Consider the following 21935-nt stretch of genomic DNA (forward strand, 5'->3'; position numbering starts at 1 on the left):
GAAATATACTACAAATTGTTGATTAAATAATCTTTTACTTTTTGAACAAAAGGATACATAACCTGGTCTTCCTTAAATTCCGGAATAATATGTCGAACATCATCGTACCATTTTTTAGTAACTGATGAAATTTTATCTTTTTGACCCAAATAATCAATTGCCTGAACGATAGTAATCATTTCGATGGCCAAAACTTCAAAAGCATTTTCGATAACTTTTGACGTAATTACCATCGCGTTTGTTCCCATACTCACAATATCTTGATTGTCATTATTATTTGGAATCGAATGTACATACATTGGATTCGACAACATTTGACTTTCGGCAGTTGTTGAGGTTGCAGTAAACTGAACACCCTGCATTCCGAAATTAAAACCTAAAGTTCCTAAGTTTACAAATGGAGGAAGAATTTCGTTGATTTTTGAATTCAATAAATAATTCAATTGACGTTCTGCCAGCATCGTTAATTTTGTAATAACGATTTTCAGTTTGTCCATTTCAAGCGAGAATATAATCTCCGTGGAAATTTCCGCCATGATAAACGTGCTGGTTTTTTACATCAATAATTGGGTTGTCGTTTGCCGAGTTGAATTCGTCTTCTAAAATTGAAGCGACATTATTAATCGTTTCTAAAACCGGACCTAAAATTTGTGGAACACATCTTAAAGAATAATATTCCTGAACTTTTTCTTTGAAGATTTCTTCGGTATTTTCTCCAGAATATAAATGGTCTTCTCTTTTGCGGATTAAAGTACTATCAGAAAGATTTTGTCTCATTCTTTCTGCAATTTCCTGTTGTCCTTTATGACGTTTGGTTTGGTTTAATTCTGCCGAAAAATGATCGTCATAAGCCTGAACCAATTCGTTTATAGCGCAAGAAGATTTTAATGACCAGTCTAATAATTTTTTTGCATGATGAACATTTACAACACCAATTCCAGTCATTACCGAAGTTCCGTTGATTAACGCCAAACCTTCTCTAATTTCAACTTGAATTGGCTTTAAATCTTCAATGGCAAAAACATCTTTGGTTGGTCTTCTTCCGCCTTTGTAAAAAACTTCGCCTTCGCCAATCAATACTAAAGCCAAATGTGATAACTGAACCAAATCACCGCTCGCACCAACACCACCATGTTCAAAAATTAGTGGTGTAATATCTCTATTAATTAATTCTGCCATCAAGTGGATAACTGACGGATGAACGCCAGAATTTCCTAAAGAAAGTGTGTTCAAACGTGCCAAAATTGCCGCTTTCGCACAAACTGGACTTAATGGTTTTCCTGTTCCAGAAGAGTGGCTTCGGATCAGATTATATTGTAGCTGAATTTGGTCTGACTCTTTAATTCGATATTGAGCCATTGGTCCAAAACCAGTATTTACACCATATATTATTTTGTTTCCTGAAAATTCTTTCAAGAAATTAAAGCTTTCATTTACTCGATTTAAAACTACATCACTGATTGCAACTTTGTTATTTCCAAAAATGATTGACTCGAATTCTGCTAAACTTAAATATTCATTAATTGTGTTCATTAAACCGTATTTGATTGTGCTAATTTAATTTTATTTATCAAAATAAATGTAGTTATTTTGATGAACGCAAATGTAAGTTAATAATTCATAACATTTCTATTATGACACAGGAGTTTGTTGATGTTTTAGTGATTGGTGCAGGACCTTCAGGATGCGTTTCTGCATCATATCTTCATAAAAATAATGTCAAGGTAAAAGTTGTTGAGAAAACAAAATTCCCTCGACTCGTAGTAGGTGAAAGCCTTATACCGCGAGTGATGGATCATTTTGCCGAGGCGGAGCTGTATGATGCGTTGAATGCAATGAACTTTGAAAAAAATTAGGAGCACGATTTATTCGTGGCGAAGAAATTTGTGTTTTTGATTTTAGCCAGAAATTTGGAGAAGGATGGGACTGGACATGGCAAGTGCCGCGTGCCGATTTTGACAACACTATGGCACAGGAAGTGATTCGAAAAGGAATTGACTTAGAATTTGAAACAGAGGTTTTGGAAGTTTCTTTTGAAGGGAAAAATTCGAAAACAATTGTAAAAGATAAAGACGGAAATTTAAAAGAAATCCACGCCAAATTTATTGTGGATTCCAGCGGATACGGGCGTGTTTTGCCAAGACTTTTAGATTTGGATACGCCATCAAAACTAGATCCGCATTCTTCGATTTTTACGCATGTGAAAGATATTAATAGAGAAGAAGGTGAGGAGGGAACACAAATTTCTTTTGATATTTTGGAAACGGAAGTTTGGCTTTGGGTAATTCCGTTTTCAAATGGAAATACAAGTTTGGGAGTTGTTGGTCCGACAGATTTTATCAATTCGCTTTCTGAAAATAAAGATAACGCCGAAGCGTTACGAAACGCCATTCAGAAATCTGATTATTATATTAAAAGATTTAAAGGGACGGAGTTTTTATTCGAACCAGTTAAATTAGAAAATTATTCAAGAGCTGTAAAAAGAATGTATGGTGATGGTTTTGCTTTGACCGGAAATAGTTCTGAATTTCTTGATCCTGTATTTTCATCGGGAGTTGCTTTTGCTACAGAATCAGGAATGTTGGCGGCAAAATTATATTTGAAAGAATCACAAGGAATTGAAGTAGATTGGGAAGTTGAATTTACTCAATATATGAAACGCGGTATTGCAGTTTTCACAACTTATGTACAAGAATGGTACACTGGAAATTTACAGACTTTGTTTTTCCATCAGCCAGAAAATCTTGATGTGAAAGAAAAAATATGTTCGGTTTTAGCCGGATATGTTTGGAATGAGGAAAATCCTTTTGTCAAGAAACACGATCATGTAATAGCCAATATGGCTTATTTACTAAATATGCAAAAAGAACAAAGCCCTGAATAATCAGGGCTTTTTTTATTTGAATGCTTTTTTTATGATAAGCTTAGATAATGATTTTGCTGTTTTAGCATAACCTTCGCCAATTCTAGTTTCATTATTAAAATTGTTTCCCCATTGATCTCCGGGAGCCTCCATACTTGATATTTCTAATAAAACATTTGATCTGTTAGCACTTTCTACAAATGTTAAAATAGTACTTACTTTTGCTGGCTGTTTCATAATTCCTGCATCCCAGCCTGGATAAATCCATACGGTTTTCACAATTAAAGTGTAAGGAGTGTTTAATCCTTCCTGAAAATTCATTTCTTTTCCAGCTTTTGTAAATATGATGTTTCCGATTTCTAAGAATTTTGGTGTCCAAATTTGATCTTTTGCAACAATCCATCTTTTGTGCCAAAGATTTCCGTTTCCTTTTGCCTTTTGATCTAAATCGGCTTTGTGCTCTTCTACATATTGAGCCTCTGGTTTGTTTTCCTTCATCATAGTAAAATTACTATAATCGAATTCAATGTTGATGTCTTTTTGGTCTTTTAAAAAATCAAAATTTCCATTAATAACTTCCATGTTTTGAGAGAAAGCTGTGCCGGAAATAAGAAGTAATGCGATAACTAATTTTTTCATTTGTTAGGTTTGTTAGTTTGTTTTTTTGTGGCCAAAAATAATTAAAACAATGAGAATATTATTTTTTATTTTAAAATTAGGAAGCAAAAAAAGGCCGTCTAAATAGACAGCCTTTTTTAATCTTCAAAAAATAATATAGTAAAAAATTATACTACCAGAATTTAACGTACAGTGCAACAATAATCAATAATGTAATTACAATTAAAACTGTAGTTTGTGGTTTTACTTTAAACATTTCAGAGTCAATTTCAAACGCTTTTGGATTTACTTTTGGCCCCGCAAAACTGATTGCAATCATTGCTAACATTGTAAAGAAGAATGATAATCCCATACAAATATGGAATGGAATTTCGAAAGCTCCTTTCCCGTTGTTGTAAGCTGTGTATAAAAGTGTATCGTTTCCAAATAAAGCAGGCGCATATTCGTTGAATAATACAGACAATAAAAATCCTAAAATTACCCCAACAATTGCGGCAGTTCCAGTTGTTCTTTTCCAGAACATACCAAGGAAGAACATGGCAAAAACTCCAGGGCTAATGAAACCTGTATATTTTTGGATATAAGTAAATCCTCCAACTCCACCAATTCCTAAAAGGTCATTCCATGTAAATAAAACAGCTAAAAGCATTGCGGCAAAAACGGCAATTCTACCGATGTTTACTTGTTGTTTTTCACCAGCATTTTTTGGATGTATTTTTTATGAACGTCTAATGTATAGATAGTCGAAATACTGTTTACTTTACCGGCTAATGATGCAACGATCGCAGCAGTCAAAGCCGCTACAGAAAGTCCTTTAAGACCTGTTGGCAAGAACGTTAAGATTGCAGAATAAGCACCATCTTTTCCTCCAACTAATTGAGGTAAATGTCCGTTTTGATATAAAACGAAAGCAAGCAATACCAGGCAACATTACGATAAGTGGCATTAATAATTTCAACATACCAGCAAATAAAATACCTGTACGAGCAGTTTGTAAATCTGCTCCAAGTGCTCTTTGCGTAATATATTGGTTACAACCCCAATAGTTTAAGTTGATGATCCAGATACCAGCGAGCATAAGATAATAATCCTGGGAAAGTCAAATATTTGTCAATTTCAAGTTGAGATGAAGTTGCAGTTGGTCTCGGAATAATCATTTTGAAATGTTCGGGAGCTTTTTCCATTAAAACATTAAATCCAGCGATAGCATCTTCTCCAACACCAAAATAGCGTCCAACAGTTGTTAAGGCAATGTATGAAGTTACTAAACCTCCAATGATTAATACTGCCACTTGAATAACGTCTGTATAAGCTACAACTTTCATTCCTCCTAAAGAGATAAATAAAGCAAATACTGCCAATCCGATCATGATTATGTGTAGATATTCACCTCCAGCAAGACCATTGATAGCAACAGCTCCTAAATAAAGGATTGATGTTAAGTTTACAAAAACATATAAAAACAACCAGAAAACCGCCATAATCAAAGCGGTAGATTCGTTGTAACGTGTCTTTAAGAATTGAGGCATCGTGTAAATCTTGTTTTTAAGATATACAGGAATAAACCAAACCGCTACTATAATTAACGCAATAGCGAGCAAGCCACTCGTAGGCGACAACAGCGATTCCTAAAAAGAAACCTTCACCGCTCATCCCGATGAATTGTTCAGCAGAGATATTTGAAGCAATTAATGAAGCTCCAATAGCCCACCAAGTTAAGTTTCCTTCAGCCAAGAAATAAGCTTTAGCATCATGTTCGTCTTGTTTACGCTTGCGGTAAACCGTGTAACCGTAGACAGAGACTACGATAAAATAAATAATAAAAACCGCATAATCGGCGAAAGCGAGGTTCTGGTCCATTGTTAATAGTATTTTAAAAAATTAGTATAGGTGATTGTTTGTAAAGTGGTTTTATGAATTCATTTTTTAATATAATTTCGAAACCTGTTATTTTGTTGTTTTTATCTTGTTAAAACTAAGATATCCGTTTTTATTCTGTTATTTTTTTATGAAAATAAGAACGAAAGCCAAAAGTATAATAAAATTCCATATCTACACCATTTACAAATGTGTTTTTTACATTTATAATCGATTTATTATGTTAAATTTTAAAATCGAGTTGATTTTGTCTCAGTTTTAAAGACTTTTATAATGTACATCCGATTGTTGTCTTAAAATCTCGGCACTTTTTTCAGGAGTGATATCTCTTTGTGATTCTCCCATCATTTCATAACCAACCATGAATTTTTTAACCGTCGCCGATCTTAATAATGGTGGATAAAAATGCATATGGAAATGCCACTCAGGATGTTTCAGACCATCTGTAGGAGTTTGGTGAATTCCTGAAGAATATGGGAAAGAAGTACTGAATAAGTTGTCGTATTTTGTTGTAAGCTGTTTTAAGATTTTAGCAAAAGCAGTTGTTTCTTCGGAAGTAAAATCAGTGATTTTTCCAAAAGCTCTTTTGCTTAAAATCATGGTTTCATAAGGCCAGATTGCCCAAAACGGAACCAATGCCACAAAATGATCGTTCTCAATTACAATACGATCACCTGATTTTAATTCTGCCTGGAGATAATCTTCAAGAAGCGTTCTATTGTTTTTGTCAAAATAAGCTTTTAAGCTGTTTTGTGTTTTTTCAACTTGTGTAGGTAATGATGATTGCGCCCAAATTTGTCCGTGTGGATGCGGATTGTCGCAACCCATCACGCTTCCTTTATTTTCAAAAATCTGAACGTGATTGATGTATTTGATGTTTCCTAAATCGGTATATTCTTTTTGCCAAGTTTTAATGATGTTCTCAATTCCGTCAATTTCCATTTCTGGCAAAGTCAGATCGTGTCTTGGCGAAAAACAAACTACTCTTGAAATTCCTTGTTCTGGTTTTGCCTTAAAGAAAGTGTGTTTAATATCTTCTTCAAAAATAATTTCGTCTTGTTTCATCGCGACAAAGTCATTTTCAAAAACAAAACTGCTTTCATATTTAGGATTGTTCATTCCGTTGGCGCGAACATTTCCTGGGCATAAATAACAAGTTGGGTCGTATTTTGGCAATGCTTCAGTAGCTATAGTTTCGTTTTGCCCTTGCCATGGGCGTTTTGCGCGATGAGGTGAAACTAAAACCCACTCATTGATTAAAGGGTTAAAACGTCTGTGAGGATCTTCGTTAATGTCAAAATTTTTCATGTAATGTTGTTGTGGTATTAAAGTAGTTGTGTTCCGTTTGAGATTTTTACATCATAGAATTTTAATTCAATTCCAAATGTATCTAAATAAAGGTTTGAAAACTTACGTTTTATCTCATTTTCGTGACCTTTTTTAATTAAATTTATGGTACATCCACCAAAACCACCTCCCATTAAACGAGAACCAATGATGTTATCATCAGCTTTTGCAGTATCTACAAGCATATCTAGTTCTTCGCGACTTACTGCATATTCCTGAGATAATCCGTAATGCGTTTCAAAAAGCAATTGTCCTAAAAGTTCTATATTTCCTTTGTCTAAAGCTTCACAAGCTTTGATTACACGGTTGATTTCTTTTACAACAAAATGAACTCTTTTAAAAACTGTTGGGTCAAACTGATCTTGAATGCTCAAAAGCTGTTCTTCTTTGCAGTCTCTAAAAGTTTTTATTTCTGGGAAATTCTTTTTTATAATAGCTAAACCTTGTTCACACTCAATTCTTCTCGTATTGTACTCTGAAGTAAAAGAGAATGTTTCACATTGCTGTCCATTAAAATCAAAGAATAATCTTTAAAGTCGGCATTGTGATATTCAAATTCTAGTGTGTTGCAGTCTAACTTGATTACTTTGTTTTCAAGACCATGAACGCTTGAAAACTGGTCCATAATCCCACAGTTGATTCCAACCCAATGTTCTGCTTTTTGTCCTAATAATGCTATGTCTTTCTTTTCAATTTTTAAGTCGAAAAGTGATGCAATTCCGAAAATCATGCCGCATTCTAAAGCCGCCGAAGAAGATAATCCAGAGCCAACCGGAATATTACTGCTGAAAACACAATTGAAGCCTTCAAAAGCAAAACCATTATCCTGAAGCTGTTTGATTACGCCACGGATATAATTGGTCCAAACGGCATCATTCAATTCCACTTTTTCAGTCAAATCGATTTCAAATTCTTCATTTAAATCAATCGCGATTACTTTCGATTTTTTGCTATTGTTTTTCTCAAAAGCAAAACAAATTACTTTGTCAATTGCTACCGGCAAAACGTAACCGTCGTTATAGTCAATATGTTCTCCAATGATGTTGATTCTTCCCGGAGAAAGTACAATTTTTTGAGGAGCAGACCCGAAAGTTTTCTCAAAAAATGCTGTGGTGTTTTGAATTAAAATCTCATTCATTATTTAGTAATTGTAATAGTAGTTTCTTGTAATTTATTTGATGTTGCTTTTAGAACAATTTTCTTTTTAAGGTCTTTTGTTTTAAGAATAATCGTTGCAATTCCGGCTTCGGCTTGAACAGGATTTTGTCCAATGATTTCGGCATTTCCTTCGCTTAAAGCAAAAGTAACTTCGTTTGTTGCTGTTGGAATAACAGTTCCATTTTCGTCTGTAATTTTGGCATAAACAAAAACCATATCTGGAGAGTCGGGATTGATTTTTGCCGAAGAAAGATCATAACTCAATTCAATTTTCGATGCTTTTCCCGGAGTTTTCACAATGTTTGAAGCAACTTTTTTCCCTTTGATAAATCCTTCGGCACGCAAAGTTCCCGCTTGAAATGCTGTTACTTTAAAAATAAACGGAGCGTGTTCCAGTTTGTCGCTGTTGTTGTTTAAAGTTGGTTTTTCTTTAGAAATTAAAATATCATTTACATACAAAGCCACTTCGTCGCAATTGCTGTAAACGGTAACATTTAATGGCGATTCCGGAGTCCAGAAATTAGCAATATTGACCATTGGTCCAGAGAATAGTTTTTTGTCCAAAACCACATTAGCATCGCGCTGACTTTGGTAGAAATAGTAAGCAAACTTCGGAATTCTGAAAATATCGCTGATTCCAGAACTTTCTAAATCTGGGCTGTAACCACGGTTGTAATCAAACATTAACCAGTTGGCTTCACCAATTGTTGATGCGCCTTTTCTGTTAGAGTTTGAAGCTTCCTGAAAATTGTAAGCTTGTTGTAAAAGTCTTTTTTCGCCCGCGCCACGCAATTGTCTTGAAGTTCTTTCTTCTTCTTTTAAGTTGGCAAATTCCGTTTGGTTAAAACCTGCATTTTGCGCATAATATTCCCAATCACCATATTCGGCAATGAAAATTTTGCGATTTCCTTTGCTGTATTTTGTCCAATAATCTGGGGCTTTTGCGTGTTGGCGCGCTGGAATAAAAATGTCGTAATTGTCATTGTCGATCCAGCTTGCGCTGTAATTATGATCAAACGGCAATTCTTCTTTAAGTGTTTTTGTCGCTTCTTTCATGAAAGCTGGAGACATTTCTGTTTCGTTCAACGACGCTTCCCAAAAATAATACTCGGATGATTTCTGTCTCTTCTTGCCATATCGCGAATGTCCTGATACGCGCTTTTTTGGAATTCTTCTCCACCAAAAAATTGCCAGCCAGTCAAACTATTCATCACCAAAATTCCTAATTCGTCGCAAGCATTTAAGAAAGCTTCGGCATGTGGATAATGTGACATACGAACAAAATCAAAACCTGCATTTTTAATTTTTACGGCATCTCGATATTGCGCTTCATCAGAAAGTGCATATCCTAAATACGGATATTCCTGATGTTCGTTTGTTCCGTTGATGTACATTTTTTGGTCATTCAAATAATAACCATCGGCTTTTATTTCTGATTTTCTGATTCCGATTTTCTCTGAATAAGAATCAACAACTTTATTATTCGAAATAATCTGAACTTCTAATTTGTACAAATTCGGATTATGAACCGACCAAAGTTTTGGGTTTTTAACTGAAATTTTCTGCGTAAGCGTATGATCAGAATTTGGTTTTACTGTGAAATTCTCTGATCTGAATTCTAATTTTTTGCCTGAATTATCCGTTAAGATAAATTTCAAAGAAGCTGTTTTGTCGGATTCAAATTCATTTTTCAAATGTACCTGAACCGTTCCTAAAGCTTCCGTTTTGCTAATGTTATTGAAGTTTGCATAAATTCCGCCACTTGCCTTTTTATTAGCATTTACAGCATCAGTGATATGCAATTTTGAAGTTGTGATGAAATAAACATTTCTATAAATTCCGCCATAATAATTAAAGTCCAAATCCTTTAAAGGTTTTCCCGGAAGAAAATTCGGATTGTCTTCGTTATTGACTTTTACTTTAATTGTGTTTTCATTATTTGCATTTAAATACGAAGTAACATCAACTGTAAAAGGTAAATATCCGCCTTTATGATTCGTTACTTTTTTGTCGTTGATCCAAACGTCAGCTTCCTGCATTACACCTTCAAAATAGATAAAGGCTTTTTGGTCTTTTGAAATGTTGGTTTTGAATTTTTTCTGATACCAAGACGTTCCCTGAAATTGTTTGATTACAACTAATTTCTCTAATCTAGCAGTATGCGGAATCGTTATTTTTTCCCAATCCTGAGCGGGAGTTTCTTCTCTTTTAAATTCCCAGTCGGCACCAAAATTTACTTTTGTGCGTGACTGCGCTTGAATTTTTCCGAAAGAAAAATTCAGAAGAAATAAGAAGAATATTGATTTAAAAATTAATTTCATTTTGTTTTTTTATTATCGTTCCAATGTTTTGTAGAGACGCATTTTAATGCGTCTAACGTATTGTGAATATTCGTTGTGTAGATGTATTTCAATGCGTCTAACGTATTGTGTATATTCGTTGCTTAAATGTATTTCAATGCGTCCAACGTATTGTGGATATTTGTTGCGTAGACGCATTGAAATGCGTCTCTACAGATATTCGTTGTGTTAAAATTTAATTCTTGAATGCATCTAATGCCGGCGAAGGTTTTCCGTCAGAAAGCCAAGCGCTTAATTGATAACCGCTCCAGCTTTTTTCTCCTTCTGGTTCCCAATAAATCACACCTAAACCTTTATTATTTGGAACACTTTTTACTGCTTTTATTGTTGCCTCAAGAAGTTCTTTTGTGTTTTGAACCAACGTATAATCGCCTCCAACTTCAACTACCATAACTTCTTTGTTATAACGCGAAGCCATATCTTTTAAATTATTTTCTAGATCTAAAACGGTGCTTTTGTAATCGGTTTTGATCCAATATGGGTAATACGACATTCCAATTACATCATATTTTACATGATTTTCAGTTGCTTTATCAAAAAACCATCTAAATTTTTCGCTCTTGTTTCCTTCGTCAAGATGCACGACCACTTTTATTTTTGGATCGATTGCTTTTGTAGCTTCATAACCTTTATTAAGTAATTGTGCCAATTGACCAAAATTATCGGAGCTTCCTTCTGGCCAAAGCATTCCACCCGGAATTTCATTTCCAACCTGAACCCATTCTGGAGTTACGCCAGCTTTTTTCAATAAAGTCAAGACATCAAAAGTATGATTGTAAACATCGTTCAAAAGTTCAGCAAATGAATGTTTTGCCCAAGCGGCAGGTTTGTTTTGTTTTCCCGGATCTGCCCAAGAGTCGCTGTAATGAAAGTCGATCATGATGCGCATTCCCATTTTTTGGGCACGAACTGCCATAACTACTGTTTCTTCCGGACTGCAGTGTCCGCTTGCTTTATCGTCATTCGGATTTACCCAAACGCGCAGACGAATGGTGTTGATGCCTCTATCTTTTAACAATTGCAGACAATCTTTTTCTTTTCCGTCGGTATCATAAAATTTATAACCCGTTGCTTCCATTTGTGGAAGCCAGCCCACATCGGCTCCTTTTGCAAAACCTTTTTCTTCCGGTTTTGTTTCCTTGCTGTCTTTTGTTGTCGTGCATGAAGCAAAAACAGCAAGAGTGACAAGGCTAATTAATAATTTGATCTTCTTCATAAATCTTAAATTACATTTTCAAATTTGTAAATTGTTTTTTGATGATATTCTTCACCTTTTCTCAAAACCGAATTTGGGAAATGTTCTTGATTTGGTGCGTCAGGAAAATTTTGGGTTTCAAAACAAATTCCGCTTGACGGATGATAATTTGTATTTTCTTTCCCTTTCAAAGTGTCAAAACAATTTCCGCCTACATATATATGAACACTTGGTTGATCGGTATAAACACTCATTTTTAATTTTGTTTTTGAACTGTATAATGTTGCCACAACCTCATTTGAAGGCTCAATTACAAATGAATTGTCAATTGATGCCGGACAGTTTTTGGCTGTTCTAAAATCAAAATCATGACCAGAAACTGCTGTGAATTTTCCGGTTGGAATATTCTCTGAATTTGTTTCTAAAAATTTATCCGAAACAATAGTCATTTCCTGATCCAAAACAGTCGAATCGTGACCATTTAGGTTGAAATAACTGTGATGCGTCAAATTAATTACTGTATCTTCAGTAGTTGTTGCTTTGTATTCTAGTTGTAATTCGTTTGCTTCTGTCAAAGTATATTTTAAATCAACATGTAAAGCTCCTGGATAATTTTGGTCTAAGTTTTCGCTTAAAAGGCTAAAAGTAATAGATGGATTTTCGCCGGAAGTTATATCAGAAACATTCCATGTTTTTTTCCAAAACCAACATTTCCGCCATGTAAAGCATTTCCGTTATTATTTCCTGCCAATTGAAATTCTTTTCCATTTAAAGAAAAAACACCTTTATTGATTCTTCCTGCATAACGGCCTACAGTTGTTCCAAAATATGGGGCACTCGGCAAATTGTACGAAGCGATATAGGGTTCTAATGTATCAAAACCTAAAACCACATCAACCAGTTTACCTTCAACAGGAATTTGCAGAGAAGTAACAGTCGCTCCATAATTGATTAACTTCACTTTCATTCCGTTTTTGTTTGATAATTCAAAAGAGAGAATTTCTTCGTTATCAAGGGTTAAACCAAACGATTTGAAAGCGGATGCATCTTGAAAATGCGATATATGTTTTATTTCCATGTTATTTTTGACAAAAGTGAAATTCAAAATTAGAAACATTTTTATCTTTTGCATACCAGTACCTACCAGTTTTTTGTATATTGCGCCAAAATTTCAATTTCTATGAATATTATTTCAATTCAGAATAACATTGGTTTGCCAAAATATAAGCAGATAATTCTTTCAATTGAAAAAGCGATTGATGAAGAAAAATTAGTCAAAGGCGACAGACTTCCGTCAGTAAATAAGGTTTGCCTGGCTTTTTCATTGTCACGCGATACGGTTTTATTGGCTTATGAAGACTTAAAAAAAGAGGAATTATTTATGCTATTCCGGGCAAAGGCTATTATGTTAAAAGCGTTGAAACTACTATAAAACAGAAGGTTTTTTTACTTTTTGATGAGTTGAATATTTTCAAGGAAGACATCTATAATTCGTTTTTAAAAAATATCGGAAAGAATGTTCAGGTCGATATTTTCTTTCATCATTTCAATATTCAGGTTTTTCAAAAACTCATTAATGACAGCAATGGCAATTACACGAAATATATTATCATGCCAACAAATTTGCTTGATACTGCTCCTTCAATAAAAAACCTACCAGTAGGTGATGTTATTATACTGGATCAGACCAATCCCGATTTGAGAGCGTATCCTGCCATTTATCAAAATCACCAGAAAGATATTTTTGAAGGTTTGTATAATGCTAAAGCAAGATTGAAAAACTACAAAAAACTGATTTTAATTTTCCCAGGATTTCGAGAACCGCTTGGTATGAAATTGGGTTTTGAAGCTTTTTGTTCCGAATACAATTTTGAATACGAAATTATAAACGAATTTACAGATCGAAAAATCGATATTGGCGATGTATATATTATTCCAACTGATCGTGAATTGGTTCATGTAATTGAGAATGCAAGAAATCAGAATTTGAAACTAGGAATTGATTTCGGAATAATTTCTTATAACGAAACCCGACTAAAAAAAATCGTAGCAAATGGGATTACGACTATTTCAACTCATTTTGAAACTATGGGAAAAATTTTAGCAGAAATGGTTTTGAAAGGAAAAAAAGAACAGATCGAGAATAAATCGTCTTTGATTATGCGTAATTCATTGTAATCTTAAAAAGTAATATTTTATTCCCCTTCCGTATTATATTTCAAACAATTCTCTTTTTGTTTGACAAATCACTTCTTTTTTAATTAAAAAAATAAGGAAACAATTTTTTGTTTTTGTGAAATTATTTTGCATACATTTGTAAATGTAAATTTTACACTTATTATTTAATTTGTTTTATTGAAGAGAATACCTAGGAAGAAACTCGTCAAAAAGATAAAGCAAACAGGTTTTAATTCATTCAAAAAAAAGACAAATGAAATTTTTTATAGATACAGCAAATTTAAAAGATATTAAAGAAGCCAATGATTTAGGGGTTTTAGATGGTGTAACCACAAATCCGTCATTAATGGCAAAAGAAGGAATTACAGGAGCACAGAATATTTTAGATCATTATATAAAAATTTGTGAATTGGTTGAAGGCGATGTAAGTGCCGAAGTAATTTCGACCGATTTTGAAGGAATGATTGCCGAAGGCGAAAAATTAGCGGCGTTGCATCCGCAGATTGTAGTGAAAATTCCGATGATAAAAGATGGTGTAAAAGCAATCAAATATTTTTCGAATAAAGGAATCAGAACCAACTGTACTTTAGTATTTTCTTCGGGACAGGCATTATTGGCGGCAAAAGCGGGAGCAACTTATGTTTCACCATTTATTGGGCGTTTGGATGATGTTTCGACTGATGGAATGAATTTGATTGAAGAAATCAGATTGATTTATGACAATTTTGGATTTGAAACTCAAATTCTTGCGGCTTCAGTTCGCAACGTAATGCACATTATCAATTGTGCAAAAATTGGATCAGATGTTATTACAGGACCATTGAGCGCGATTGAAGGTTTGTTGAAACATCCGTTGACAGACATTGGTTTAGCACAATTTTTAGCAGATTACCAAAAAGGGAATAGCTAATTATTTAAAAATTTAGCCACAGATTTCACAGATTAACACTGATTTTTAAAATCCTTTTAATCTTTTTAATCTATGGCAAAAAAGAAAATTTGTTTAGTTTTTTAATAGTAGTTTTATTGAAGTAAAAACCCTGAAAGTTTGTGGCTTTCAGGGTTTTGTTTTTTCGGAATAAGTTTCCCGCAGATCTAGCAGATTTAGCAGAAAAAATCCCTTAAATCTGCCAGATCTGCGAGAGATTTTAAATAAAAAGCCCTGAAAATTTATTCTTTTCAAGGCTTCTTTTTTATAAATGTCTAGATAAAAATCATTTTAATATGTGAAATCTGTGGCTAAACTTTTTTTATAAATTCAGAACAAAATCGTTGAGTAATTTTTCTTCATATTTTTCTTTGTTGAAAGTGTATAGATAAGAACCTTTTCGAGAAGAGCCCATATCTTTTTCATCTAGTTTATTCAGAATTCCCAATGAGTTGATCTTGCTGATAAAGTTTCGTTTATCCAATTCTTTGCTCAGGATTGCTTCATACAATTCTAATAACTGGCGCATGGTGAATTTTTCAGGAAGCAATTCGAATCCAATTGGTTTTATTGAAGTTCTGTAACGTAATCTTCTGATAGCGTGTTCCACCATTTCATTGTGGTCAAAAATCAAGTTTGGCGCATCGGTAATACTAAACCATTGTGCATGATAATTTTTGATCAGTTCTGCATTATGATTTTCAATATTAATCAAAGCATAATAAGAAACCGAAATAGTTCTTTCGACAGGATCACGATCAATTTCAGAGTATGCATAAAGTCGCTCCATGTAAATGTCGTTTAAACCTGTGTATGTATTTAAAATTCTAATCGCGGCATTATCCAGTACTTCGTCACGTTTCAAAAATCCTCCAATCAAAGACCATTTGCCCTTTTCTGGCTCAAAGTCTCTTTTGATCAAAAGTATTTTCAAACCCTGATTGTCGAAACCAAAAATGATACAATCTACTGCTAATAACGCTTTATCGGCAGAGCTATAACTGTTTAGCATAAATCAATATTTTGATTGTAAATATATAAACTTCCTAATACGTTTCATAATTTATTAATGTAGATTTTACACTTAAAACAAAAAAATATCAAAAAAGGAAGTTAAAAAAACGGAGACGAATTTTAAATCTGACGCTTGTTTTGTCATTTTCAAACGTTTTCGAAACAAAAATAAACTCTTTTTTTTGAAATAAGAACATTTTCATATAAAAAAGCCACTCGATAAACAGGATTTTATTTACAAATAAAAAATTTTTTAGCCTTCAAATTATTCTAAAACAGCCTATTTATATTTTTTTTCAAAAGCCGATTTTTTGCTTAAAAAGAAGCTTTTCGATAAAAAGTGTATATTTTACACAAATAACTTTCAAAAAAGGTCTTTTTTTTGAAAAAAACATCGATTTATTAATGTGTATTTCACACTTAATTTGTGATATGTATTTTTTTAAGCGTTTTTTTTATGATATTAATTTGTTTTTGAGGTTTTTTTTTAGTTAAATTTACAAATGTAAAATTAACACTTATAATTATACACTAACCAACTTAATTAAACCTTATGATAACAAACCAACGATTATTTTTTTATTGCAACTTTTTGTTGCCAAAAAAAGAATGGATTTTAGCATTAGTAATGTCGCTTTTTTCTGTTAATCAAATGTCGGCTCAAGGCAAAACGATTAACGGAGTTGTTACCTCGGCTCAGGATAAATTGCCTTTGCCGGGTGTTAATATTATGATTAAAGGAACCAAAACCGTTACAACAACTGGTTTTGATGGAGAGTATTCGATTAAAGCATCTCAAGGCGATGTTTTAGTTTTTTCATTTATAGGATTTCAGAATAAAGAAATCACAGTAGGAAATCAATCAAAAATTGATCTAGAATTAGGAGAAGACACAAACAAACTTAACGAAGTAGTAGTTGTAGGATACGGTACACAAAAGAAAGCCGACTTAACAGGTTCGATTGGAGTAGTTGATATGGAAGCGGCTAAGAAAACAGTAACATATGATCCTGCAAAAATGCTTCAAGGACAAGTTGCCGGTGTAACAGTACAATCATCTGGAGAACCGGGAGGATTTGTAAATGTGAAAATTAGAGGTATCAACTCATTTACAAACAACAACCCTCTTTTTGTTATTGATGGTATGATTGTAGCAAGTCCTAATGACTTCGCGCCAGGAGATATCGAATCGATGCAGGTTTTAAAAGATGCATCGGTCTGCGGCAATTTATGGTGTTCAAGGAGCAAACGGGGTTGTAATTATTACAACTAAAAAAGGGAAATCTGGAAAACTAGACATTAAATATAAATCACTTGTAGGTTTTCAGAATGTAGCTAAAACATGGGATGTAACGGATCGTGTGGGTTATCAAAAAATCACATCGGCGGCTGAACAAAATGCTGGATTAGGAATTGCACCAGGAAATGATCCAAACAGCCCTTCATACATTAAAAATGTAGATACAAATTGGCAAAAAGAAGCTTTTAAGACAGGTCTTGTTCAAAATCACTCGCTTACTTTTAGCGGAGGAGCTGAAACGTTGGGCTACAACTTAAATACTGATTATTTCAAAAATACAAGTTATTTGAATTCGCCTCAGGATTACGAAAGATATTCTATGAATTTGAATTTATATGGTAAAAAAGGAAAATTCAAATACGGTTCAAAAATTGGATATACAAAATCTGGCAAAGAAAACTTTAATGAATATAATGGAGGAGAATCTGCAATTGTTGATTTGTTAGGAGCAGTTCCAACAATGCCAGTTTATGATCCAAACAGACTTGGAGGATACGGAGGAACTGACAATTTAACGCAGAGAGCAATCTCTATGAACGTTATTGGTTACAATAATTTGATTACTAATAATGGACAAAGAAGCCGTTTTATCGGAGATATTTGGGGAGAACTTGAAATTGTTAAAGGCTTAAAATATAAATTAGATTTAAGCTACGATAGATTAGATTTTCAAAACAGAAAATTCATTCCGCCAAGTGATTTAGGATGGTATTATATTACAACAAATGATGAAGCTTCTTTAGATGTTGATAATGGAAACCAACAAAGAACATTCGTAAATAACTTATTGACTTACGAAATTACTTTAGACAAACATAAAATCGATGCTTTAGGAGGATGGATTCAAGAAAGAAATGACTACTACAGACATTGGTCAAGAGGTGTAGGATACACTCCAGGCGAAATTAGCCAAATTCAATACGCTGATGCTACAAGTGCTGGTGAATACAAAAATACGCTTACAAATATCTCGTACTTAAGCCGTTTGAACTACTCTTATGATGATCGTTATTTCATTACTGGAAACTTCAGACAAGATAAAACATCACTTTTCAGCGAAGACAACAATACGGCGAATTTCTACTCTTTCTCAGGAGCTTGGAAATTAAGCAACGAAAAATTCATCCATTTGCCAGATTGGTTTAATACCATCAAATTAAGAGGAGGTTATGGAGAATTAGGAAACAATACACTTGGTGTTTATGCCTATTCACCAACGATCAATGCTTTTGCAGGATATGATTTTAACAACCAATTAGCACCAGGAACAACAGTTGTAAGCGCTATTGACCCTAATGTTCACTGGGAAAAAACAGCTACATCAAACGTTGCGGTTGAACTTGGATTCTTAGATAACGATTTACAGATTACAGCTGAATATTATCAGAAAAAATCAACAGATTTATTGATTGGAGTTCCGTTGCCTTATTCAACTGGAGCATTCCCAGCAAGTATTACAACAAATGCAGGTGCAGTTAAAAACAGTGGTTTTGAGTTTACAGCAACATACAACAACAATCACCACGAGTTTAAATACAATATTTCGGCAAACTTAGGAACCTTGAAAAATGAGGTTTTACAAATTGGTCTTGACGGAAATCCAATTTATGGAGCCGCTTCAAAAACAGAAGTTGGAAGATCTATCGGAGAACTTTATACGTATCAAGTTGCAGGAATTTTCCAAAATGCGACAGATTTAGCTTCATCACCAACTCAGACAAACGCAGGTGTTGGAGATCTTAAATTCGCTGATTTAAATGATGATGGCCAGATTACAGATGCCGATAGAAAGTTTATGGGAGTTTCAATTCCGAAATACAGCTACGGAATCAACTTTGGTGCAAATTATAAAAATTGGGATTTCTCTATGTTCTGGCAAGGTTCAGGAGGAAACAAAGTATTCAACGGATTGTATCGTAATTTAATGACAGAGCAATATGGAAACCATAGCGTGGATGCATTGAACTACTGGACGCCAACAAATACAAATACAAACGTTCCTCGTCCAATTATTGGAGATCCAAACGGAAACGCAAGAGATTCTGACAGATTTATTGAAAGTGGTGACTATATCAAATTGCAGACATTGGAAATCGGATATTCAATTCCGATGCCAAAAGATTTGTTTATTCAAAGAGCGAAAGTATATGTAAATGGTCAAAATTTATGGATCATCAGCAAATACAGAGGTTACGATCCAGATTTTAATTACAATGACGGATTATTTTCTAGAGGATATGACGCTGGATCATTCCCAAATCCAAGAACAATTTCTTTGGGTGTTGAAGTAACTTTTTAATCTATCCTAACCATTAAAACGAATTAAAATGAAATATAAAGTATTTAATTATATAACAGTTTTCTTTTCATTGGCACTTGTAACCACAAGTCGCGTTGATAATGAAGACTTGAACCAAGTGGATCCTAATGTTGAAACTGCAGGTTCATTTTGGAAAACAGATCAAGATGCAATCGAAGGAGTAAATGCCGCTTATGGAAGTTTGCTTACAGATGGAACGTATATGAGAAGTACACCTTTGCTTTTAGATTTAAAAGGTGATGATACTCGCAGTAATAGCCCTTGGGGAGCGATGTACAACGTAGGCCGTTTCAACTCAAACCCAACAGATCCTGCAATTTACGGATGGGCTTTTGAAACGTATTATCAAGGAATTTACCGTGCAAACCAAGTTTTGACAAATGTTCCAGAGATACAATTTGAAGATGCGACGCTTAAAAACAGAATTTTAGGACAAGCGTATTTTTTAAGAGGTTTGTATTTCTTCCATGCGGTAAACATGTTTAAAAATGTTCCGTTGCCAACAGAAATCAAACTTTACACTCCACAAAAAACAGAAGCTGAAGGATGGGCTCAAGTTATTGCGGATTTTAAAGTCGCCGCCGAATTGCTTCCAACATCATATGATGGAATTACAGGAATCGACAAAGGTCAAAAAGGACGTGCTACAAAAGGAGCCGCTTTAGGATATTTAGGAAAAGCATATTTGTTTACTAAAGATTTTGCAAACGCAAAAACAACGTTTAAACAAGTAATTGATTTGGGAGTTTACTCTTTAGTTTCAAACTATCGTGACAACTTTACTACAGCAAATGAAAACAATTCGGAATCTCTTTTTGAAGTACAATTCAGTAGAGATGCCGGTGGAGTTGATTTAGGATGGGGCGGTGCGCCAGCTTCAGGTTGGGGAAAAACATCTGCACGTGCAATTACGTATGCGCCAAGAGCTTTTGGATGGACAGACGTTCAACCTTCATGGGCATTATTTAATGAATATCAGCAGGAAAAAACAAAAACCAATGCTGTAGATCCTCGTTTAGACGCTACTATTTTTTATAACAAACCAGGCGGCATGCAATTATATGGTAAAGATTTTGCCACTTTTTATGCAACAAGTCCAGCAGATTTAAATGATTTATTCTGTAGAAAATATCAAAATTCAGATGGTCAATTTGCCGATGAATATGATTGGAGATCAGGAATCAACGAGCGTTTGTTAAGATATGCTGATATTTTATTGATGTATGCAGAATGTTTAAACGAAACAGGAGATACTCCGGGGGCTTACACTTACATTCAAATGGTAAGAAACAGAGTAAACTTGCCTGATTTAGCAACTGCAAAACCAGGAATGAATCAAGCTCAAATGAGAGATCAGATTGGTCACGAAAGATTCTTGGAATTCCCTCTTGAAGGACACCGTTTTGACGATATTCGTCGTTGGGGCTGGCTTCAGGATGCTACAAAATTGGCTTGGCTAAAATCTAGAGATGCAGAATTCAATTCATATGCGCCAGGAAGAGAATATTTCCCAATTCCACAATTGGAAATGGATAACAATCCGGGAACAAAACAAAATGATAGTTATTAAAAATAGTTTGCAATTTTCAGTCACAGTCTCCACTGAGACCAAGACTGAAAACTGCGACTAAATAATATTTGAATTAGTTAGAATACCTAATATCATATGGCAGATTTATAAAGTTTGCCATGTGATATTATCTTTAAAAGAGAATGAGATTATAGAGAGATTAAATTATTAACATTTACTAAAATTATTACAAATGAAAACAATTATAAGTTTGGTTTTATTAGCATTATTATTAGGAAGTTGTCAAAATGAAGATACTATAATCCCTTCGAATGATGAGGCATCTGCAGTTGTAGAAACTCAAAATTCTCAGGTAAAAAATTTAACAGCAAAAACAGTTACAGGAACAGTTGCTTCACATGATCCGAGTACAATAGTAAAAAGCGGCGTCAATTATTATGTTTTTACAACAGGTGATAACATTCCTATGACATATTCAACAAATCTAACAAGCTGGACTTGGGGAACATCAGTGTTTTCATCAACGCCAAGCTGGATTGCAGGATATGTACCGGGTTTTACCAAAACATTTTGGGCGCCAGATGTGGCTTGGTTCAACAATCGTTGGAACATGTATTATTCTTGTTCTACTTTTGGATCAGCGACTTCAGCCATTGGATTGGTAACAACACCGGCAATTTCTCAAAGCGCAGGAACAACTTGGACAGACAGAGGCGTTGTAGTTTCTTCTTCTTCAGCTTCAGATGTAAATGCAATCGATCCTTCAATTTTAGTTGACGGAAGTAATGTTTACATGGCTTATGGATCTTGGCATGCCGGAATTGGAGTTGTTCCAATAAACGTTTCAACAGGAAAACCTAGTGCAACAAGAACAATAGTTGCAGGAGGAAACAGCGCATCTTGGGAAGCTCCTTGTTTAATTAAAGAAGGCAGTTACTACTATATGTTTGTAAACAGAGGCACTTGCTGTAACGGTGTTAATAGCACTTATTACATTGTAGTTGGACGCTCAACAAATGTATATGGACCTTATTTGGATAAAAACGGAGTAGCTTTAACAAATGGCGGAGGCACAACTGTTTTAGCAACTCAAGGAAATTATATTGGCCCTGGACATTTGTCAAGAATTACCGGAACCCAAAAAGGATCTGTTCATTATTATGACGGAGCCGACAGCGGAAATCCAAAACTAGAAATTGTATATTTTACATGGTCATCAGGATGGCCTACACTTTCTTATTAATT

At 34.2% G+C, this 21935-nt stretch carries 13 protein-coding genes and 5 pseudogenes; 7 read left to right on the forward strand and 11 right to left on the reverse strand.

Annotated elements, in window-relative coordinates; all coding sequences use genetic code 11:
• Window positions 1–8: 8 nt before the first annotated feature.
• A pseudogene (locus tag ACQ9BO_RS03045) lies at window positions 9–1533 on the reverse strand (HAL/PAL/TAL family ammonia-lyase).
• Window positions 1534–1634: 101 nt separating this feature from the next.
• Between ACQ9BO_RS03045 and ACQ9BO_RS03050 the strand changes: the two are divergent.
• Window positions 1635–2884, forward strand: a pseudogene (locus tag ACQ9BO_RS03050) (NAD(P)/FAD-dependent oxidoreductase).
• 12 nt (window positions 2885–2896) lie between these two features.
• Here ACQ9BO_RS03050 and ACQ9BO_RS03055 read toward each other — a convergent pair.
• The 9 genes and pseudogenes from ACQ9BO_RS03055 to ACQ9BO_RS03095 form a co-directional block, all read right to left on the reverse strand.
• The gene (locus ACQ9BO_RS03055; RefSeq protein WP_431243587.1) at window positions 2897–3502 is read right to left on the reverse strand and encodes a hypothetical protein; all 606 of its coding nucleotides are present in this window, start codon (window positions 3500–3502) and stop codon (window positions 2897–2899) included.
• A gap of 151 nt (window positions 3503–3653) precedes the next feature.
• Window positions 3654–5341: pseudogene (locus tag ACQ9BO_RS03060) on the reverse strand (sodium/sugar symporter).
• 276 nt (window positions 5342–5617) lie between these two features.
• A complete protein-coding gene (locus tag ACQ9BO_RS03065; protein WP_431243588.1) occupies window positions 5618–6667 on the reverse strand; it encodes a UDP-glucose--hexose-1-phosphate uridylyltransferase in 1050 nt (349 codons plus the stop codon).
• A 17-nt stretch (window positions 6668–6684) separates the two neighbouring features.
• Window positions 6685–7844, reverse strand: a pseudogene (gene galK / locus ACQ9BO_RS03070) (galactokinase).
• Entirely contained in the window at window positions 7844–8935 is a 1092-nt protein-coding gene (locus tag ACQ9BO_RS03075; protein WP_431243589.1) for a DUF4982 domain-containing protein, read from the reverse strand. The pseudogene galK and the gene ACQ9BO_RS03075 overlap by 1 nt, the downstream one beginning before the upstream one ends.
• 11 nt (window positions 8936–8946) lie before the next feature.
• Entirely contained in the window at window positions 8947–10185 is a 1239-nt protein-coding gene (locus ACQ9BO_RS03080; RefSeq protein ID WP_431243590.1) for a glycoside hydrolase family 2 protein, read from the reverse strand.
• Between the two features lie 214 nt (window positions 10186–10399).
• Window positions 10400–11440: a glycoside hydrolase family 53 protein gene (locus ACQ9BO_RS03085; RefSeq protein WP_431243591.1), complete on the reverse strand. Its 1041-nt coding sequence runs from the start codon at window positions 11438–11440 to the stop codon at window positions 10400–10402.
• Between the two features lie 5 nt (window positions 11441–11445).
• The gene (locus ACQ9BO_RS03090; RefSeq protein ID WP_431245057.1) at window positions 11446–12093 is read right to left on the reverse strand and encodes a hypothetical protein; all 648 of its coding nucleotides are present in this window, start codon (window positions 12091–12093) and stop codon (window positions 11446–11448) included.
• The gene (locus ACQ9BO_RS03095) at window positions 12090–12497 is read right to left on the reverse strand and encodes a hypothetical protein (protein WP_431243592.1); all 408 of its coding nucleotides are present in this window, start codon (window positions 12495–12497) and stop codon (window positions 12090–12092) included. The genes ACQ9BO_RS03090 and ACQ9BO_RS03095 overlap by 4 nt, the downstream gene beginning before the upstream one ends.
• A gap of 102 nt (window positions 12498–12599) precedes the next feature.
• On the opposite strand from ACQ9BO_RS03095, the pseudogene ACQ9BO_RS03100 reads away from it, so the two are divergent.
• A pseudogene (locus tag ACQ9BO_RS03100) lies at window positions 12600–13597 on the forward strand (GntR family transcriptional regulator).
• 253 nt (window positions 13598–13850) lie between these two features.
• Entirely contained in the window at window positions 13851–14507 is a 657-nt protein-coding gene (fsa, locus tag ACQ9BO_RS03105) for a fructose-6-phosphate aldolase (RefSeq protein ID WP_431243593.1), read from the forward strand.
• A gap of 340 nt (window positions 14508–14847) precedes the next feature.
• Here the strand turns inward: fsa and ACQ9BO_RS03110 are convergent, their stop codons facing one another.
• On the reverse strand, window positions 14848–15537 hold the full coding sequence (locus tag ACQ9BO_RS03110; protein WP_431243594.1) for an NUDIX hydrolase: 690 nt from the start codon (window positions 15535–15537) through the stop codon (window positions 14848–14850).
• A 555-nt stretch (window positions 15538–16092) separates the two neighbouring features.
• Here ACQ9BO_RS03110 and ACQ9BO_RS03115 point away from each other — a divergent pair.
• The 4 genes from ACQ9BO_RS03115 (at window position 16093) to ACQ9BO_RS03130 (ending at window position 21933) form a co-directional block, all read left to right on the forward strand.
• Complete coding sequence (locus ACQ9BO_RS03115) at window positions 16093–16812, forward strand: carboxypeptidase-like regulatory domain-containing protein (RefSeq protein ID WP_431243595.1); 720 nt, start codon at window positions 16093–16095, stop codon at window positions 16810–16812.
• Entirely contained in the window at window positions 16748–19138 is a 2391-nt protein-coding gene (locus ACQ9BO_RS03120; protein ID WP_431243596.1) for a SusC/RagA family TonB-linked outer membrane protein, read from the forward strand. Before ACQ9BO_RS03115 ends, ACQ9BO_RS03120 begins: the two co-directional genes overlap by 65 nt.
• Window positions 19139–19166: 28 nt before the next feature.
• Window positions 19167–20729: a RagB/SusD family nutrient uptake outer membrane protein gene (locus ACQ9BO_RS03125; RefSeq protein WP_431243597.1), complete on the forward strand. Its 1563-nt coding sequence runs from the start codon at window positions 19167–19169 to the stop codon at window positions 20727–20729.
• 193 nt (window positions 20730–20922) lie between these two features.
• Entirely contained in the window at window positions 20923–21933 is a 1011-nt protein-coding gene (locus ACQ9BO_RS03130; protein ID WP_431243598.1) for an arabinan endo-1,5-alpha-L-arabinosidase, read from the forward strand.
• Window positions 21934–21935: the final 2 nt, after the last annotated feature.

The organism is Flavobacterium sp. P21, assembly GCF_050632225.1.
In the GTDB taxonomy this organism is placed as follows: domain Bacteria; phylum Bacteroidota; class Bacteroidia; order Flavobacteriales; family Flavobacteriaceae; genus Flavobacterium.

What these genes read in the sequence shown, in the direction of transcription:
- ACQ9BO_RS03110 (WP_431243594.1), bottom strand. Translation starts at nt 15,537, where the DNA reads ATGCTAAACAGTTATAGCTCTGCCGATAAAGCGTTATTAGCAGTAGAT.
- ACQ9BO_RS03075 (WP_431243589.1), bottom strand. Translation starts at nt 8,935, where the DNA reads ATGTCTCCAGCTTTCATGAAAGAAGCGACAAAAACACTTAAAGAAGAA.
- ACQ9BO_RS03080 (WP_431243590.1), bottom strand. Translation starts at nt 10,185, where the DNA reads ATGAAATTAATTTTTAAATCAATATTCTTCTTATTTCTTCTGAATTTT.
- ACQ9BO_RS03095 (WP_431243592.1), bottom strand. Translation starts at nt 12,497, where the DNA reads ATGGAAATAAAACATATATCGCATTTTCAAGATGCATCCGCTTTCAAA.
- ACQ9BO_RS03120 (WP_431243596.1), top strand. Translation starts at nt 16,748, where the DNA reads ATGCATCGGTCTGCGGCAATTTATGGTGTTCAAGGAGCAAACGGGGTT.
- ACQ9BO_RS03065 (WP_431243588.1), bottom strand. Translation starts at nt 6,667, where the DNA reads ATGAAAAATTTTGACATTAACGAAGATCCTCACAGACGTTTTAACCCT.
- ACQ9BO_RS03130 (WP_431243598.1), top strand. Translation starts at nt 20,923, where the DNA reads ATGAAAACAATTATAAGTTTGGTTTTATTAGCATTATTATTAGGAAGT.
- fsa (WP_431243593.1), top strand. Translation starts at nt 13,851, where the DNA reads ATGAAATTTTTTATAGATACAGCAAATTTAAAAGATATTAAAGAAGCC.
- ACQ9BO_RS03125 (WP_431243597.1), top strand. Translation starts at nt 19,167, where the DNA reads ATGAAATATAAAGTATTTAATTATATAACAGTTTTCTTTTCATTGGCA.
- ACQ9BO_RS03115 (WP_431243595.1), top strand. Translation starts at nt 16,093, where the DNA reads ATGATAACAAACCAACGATTATTTTTTTATTGCAACTTTTTGTTGCCA.
- ACQ9BO_RS03055 (WP_431243587.1), bottom strand. Translation starts at nt 3,502, where the DNA reads ATGAAAAAATTAGTTATCGCATTACTTCTTATTTCCGGCACAGCTTTC.
- ACQ9BO_RS03085 (WP_431243591.1), bottom strand. Translation starts at nt 11,440, where the DNA reads ATGAAGAAGATCAAATTATTAATTAGCCTTGTCACTCTTGCTGTTTTT.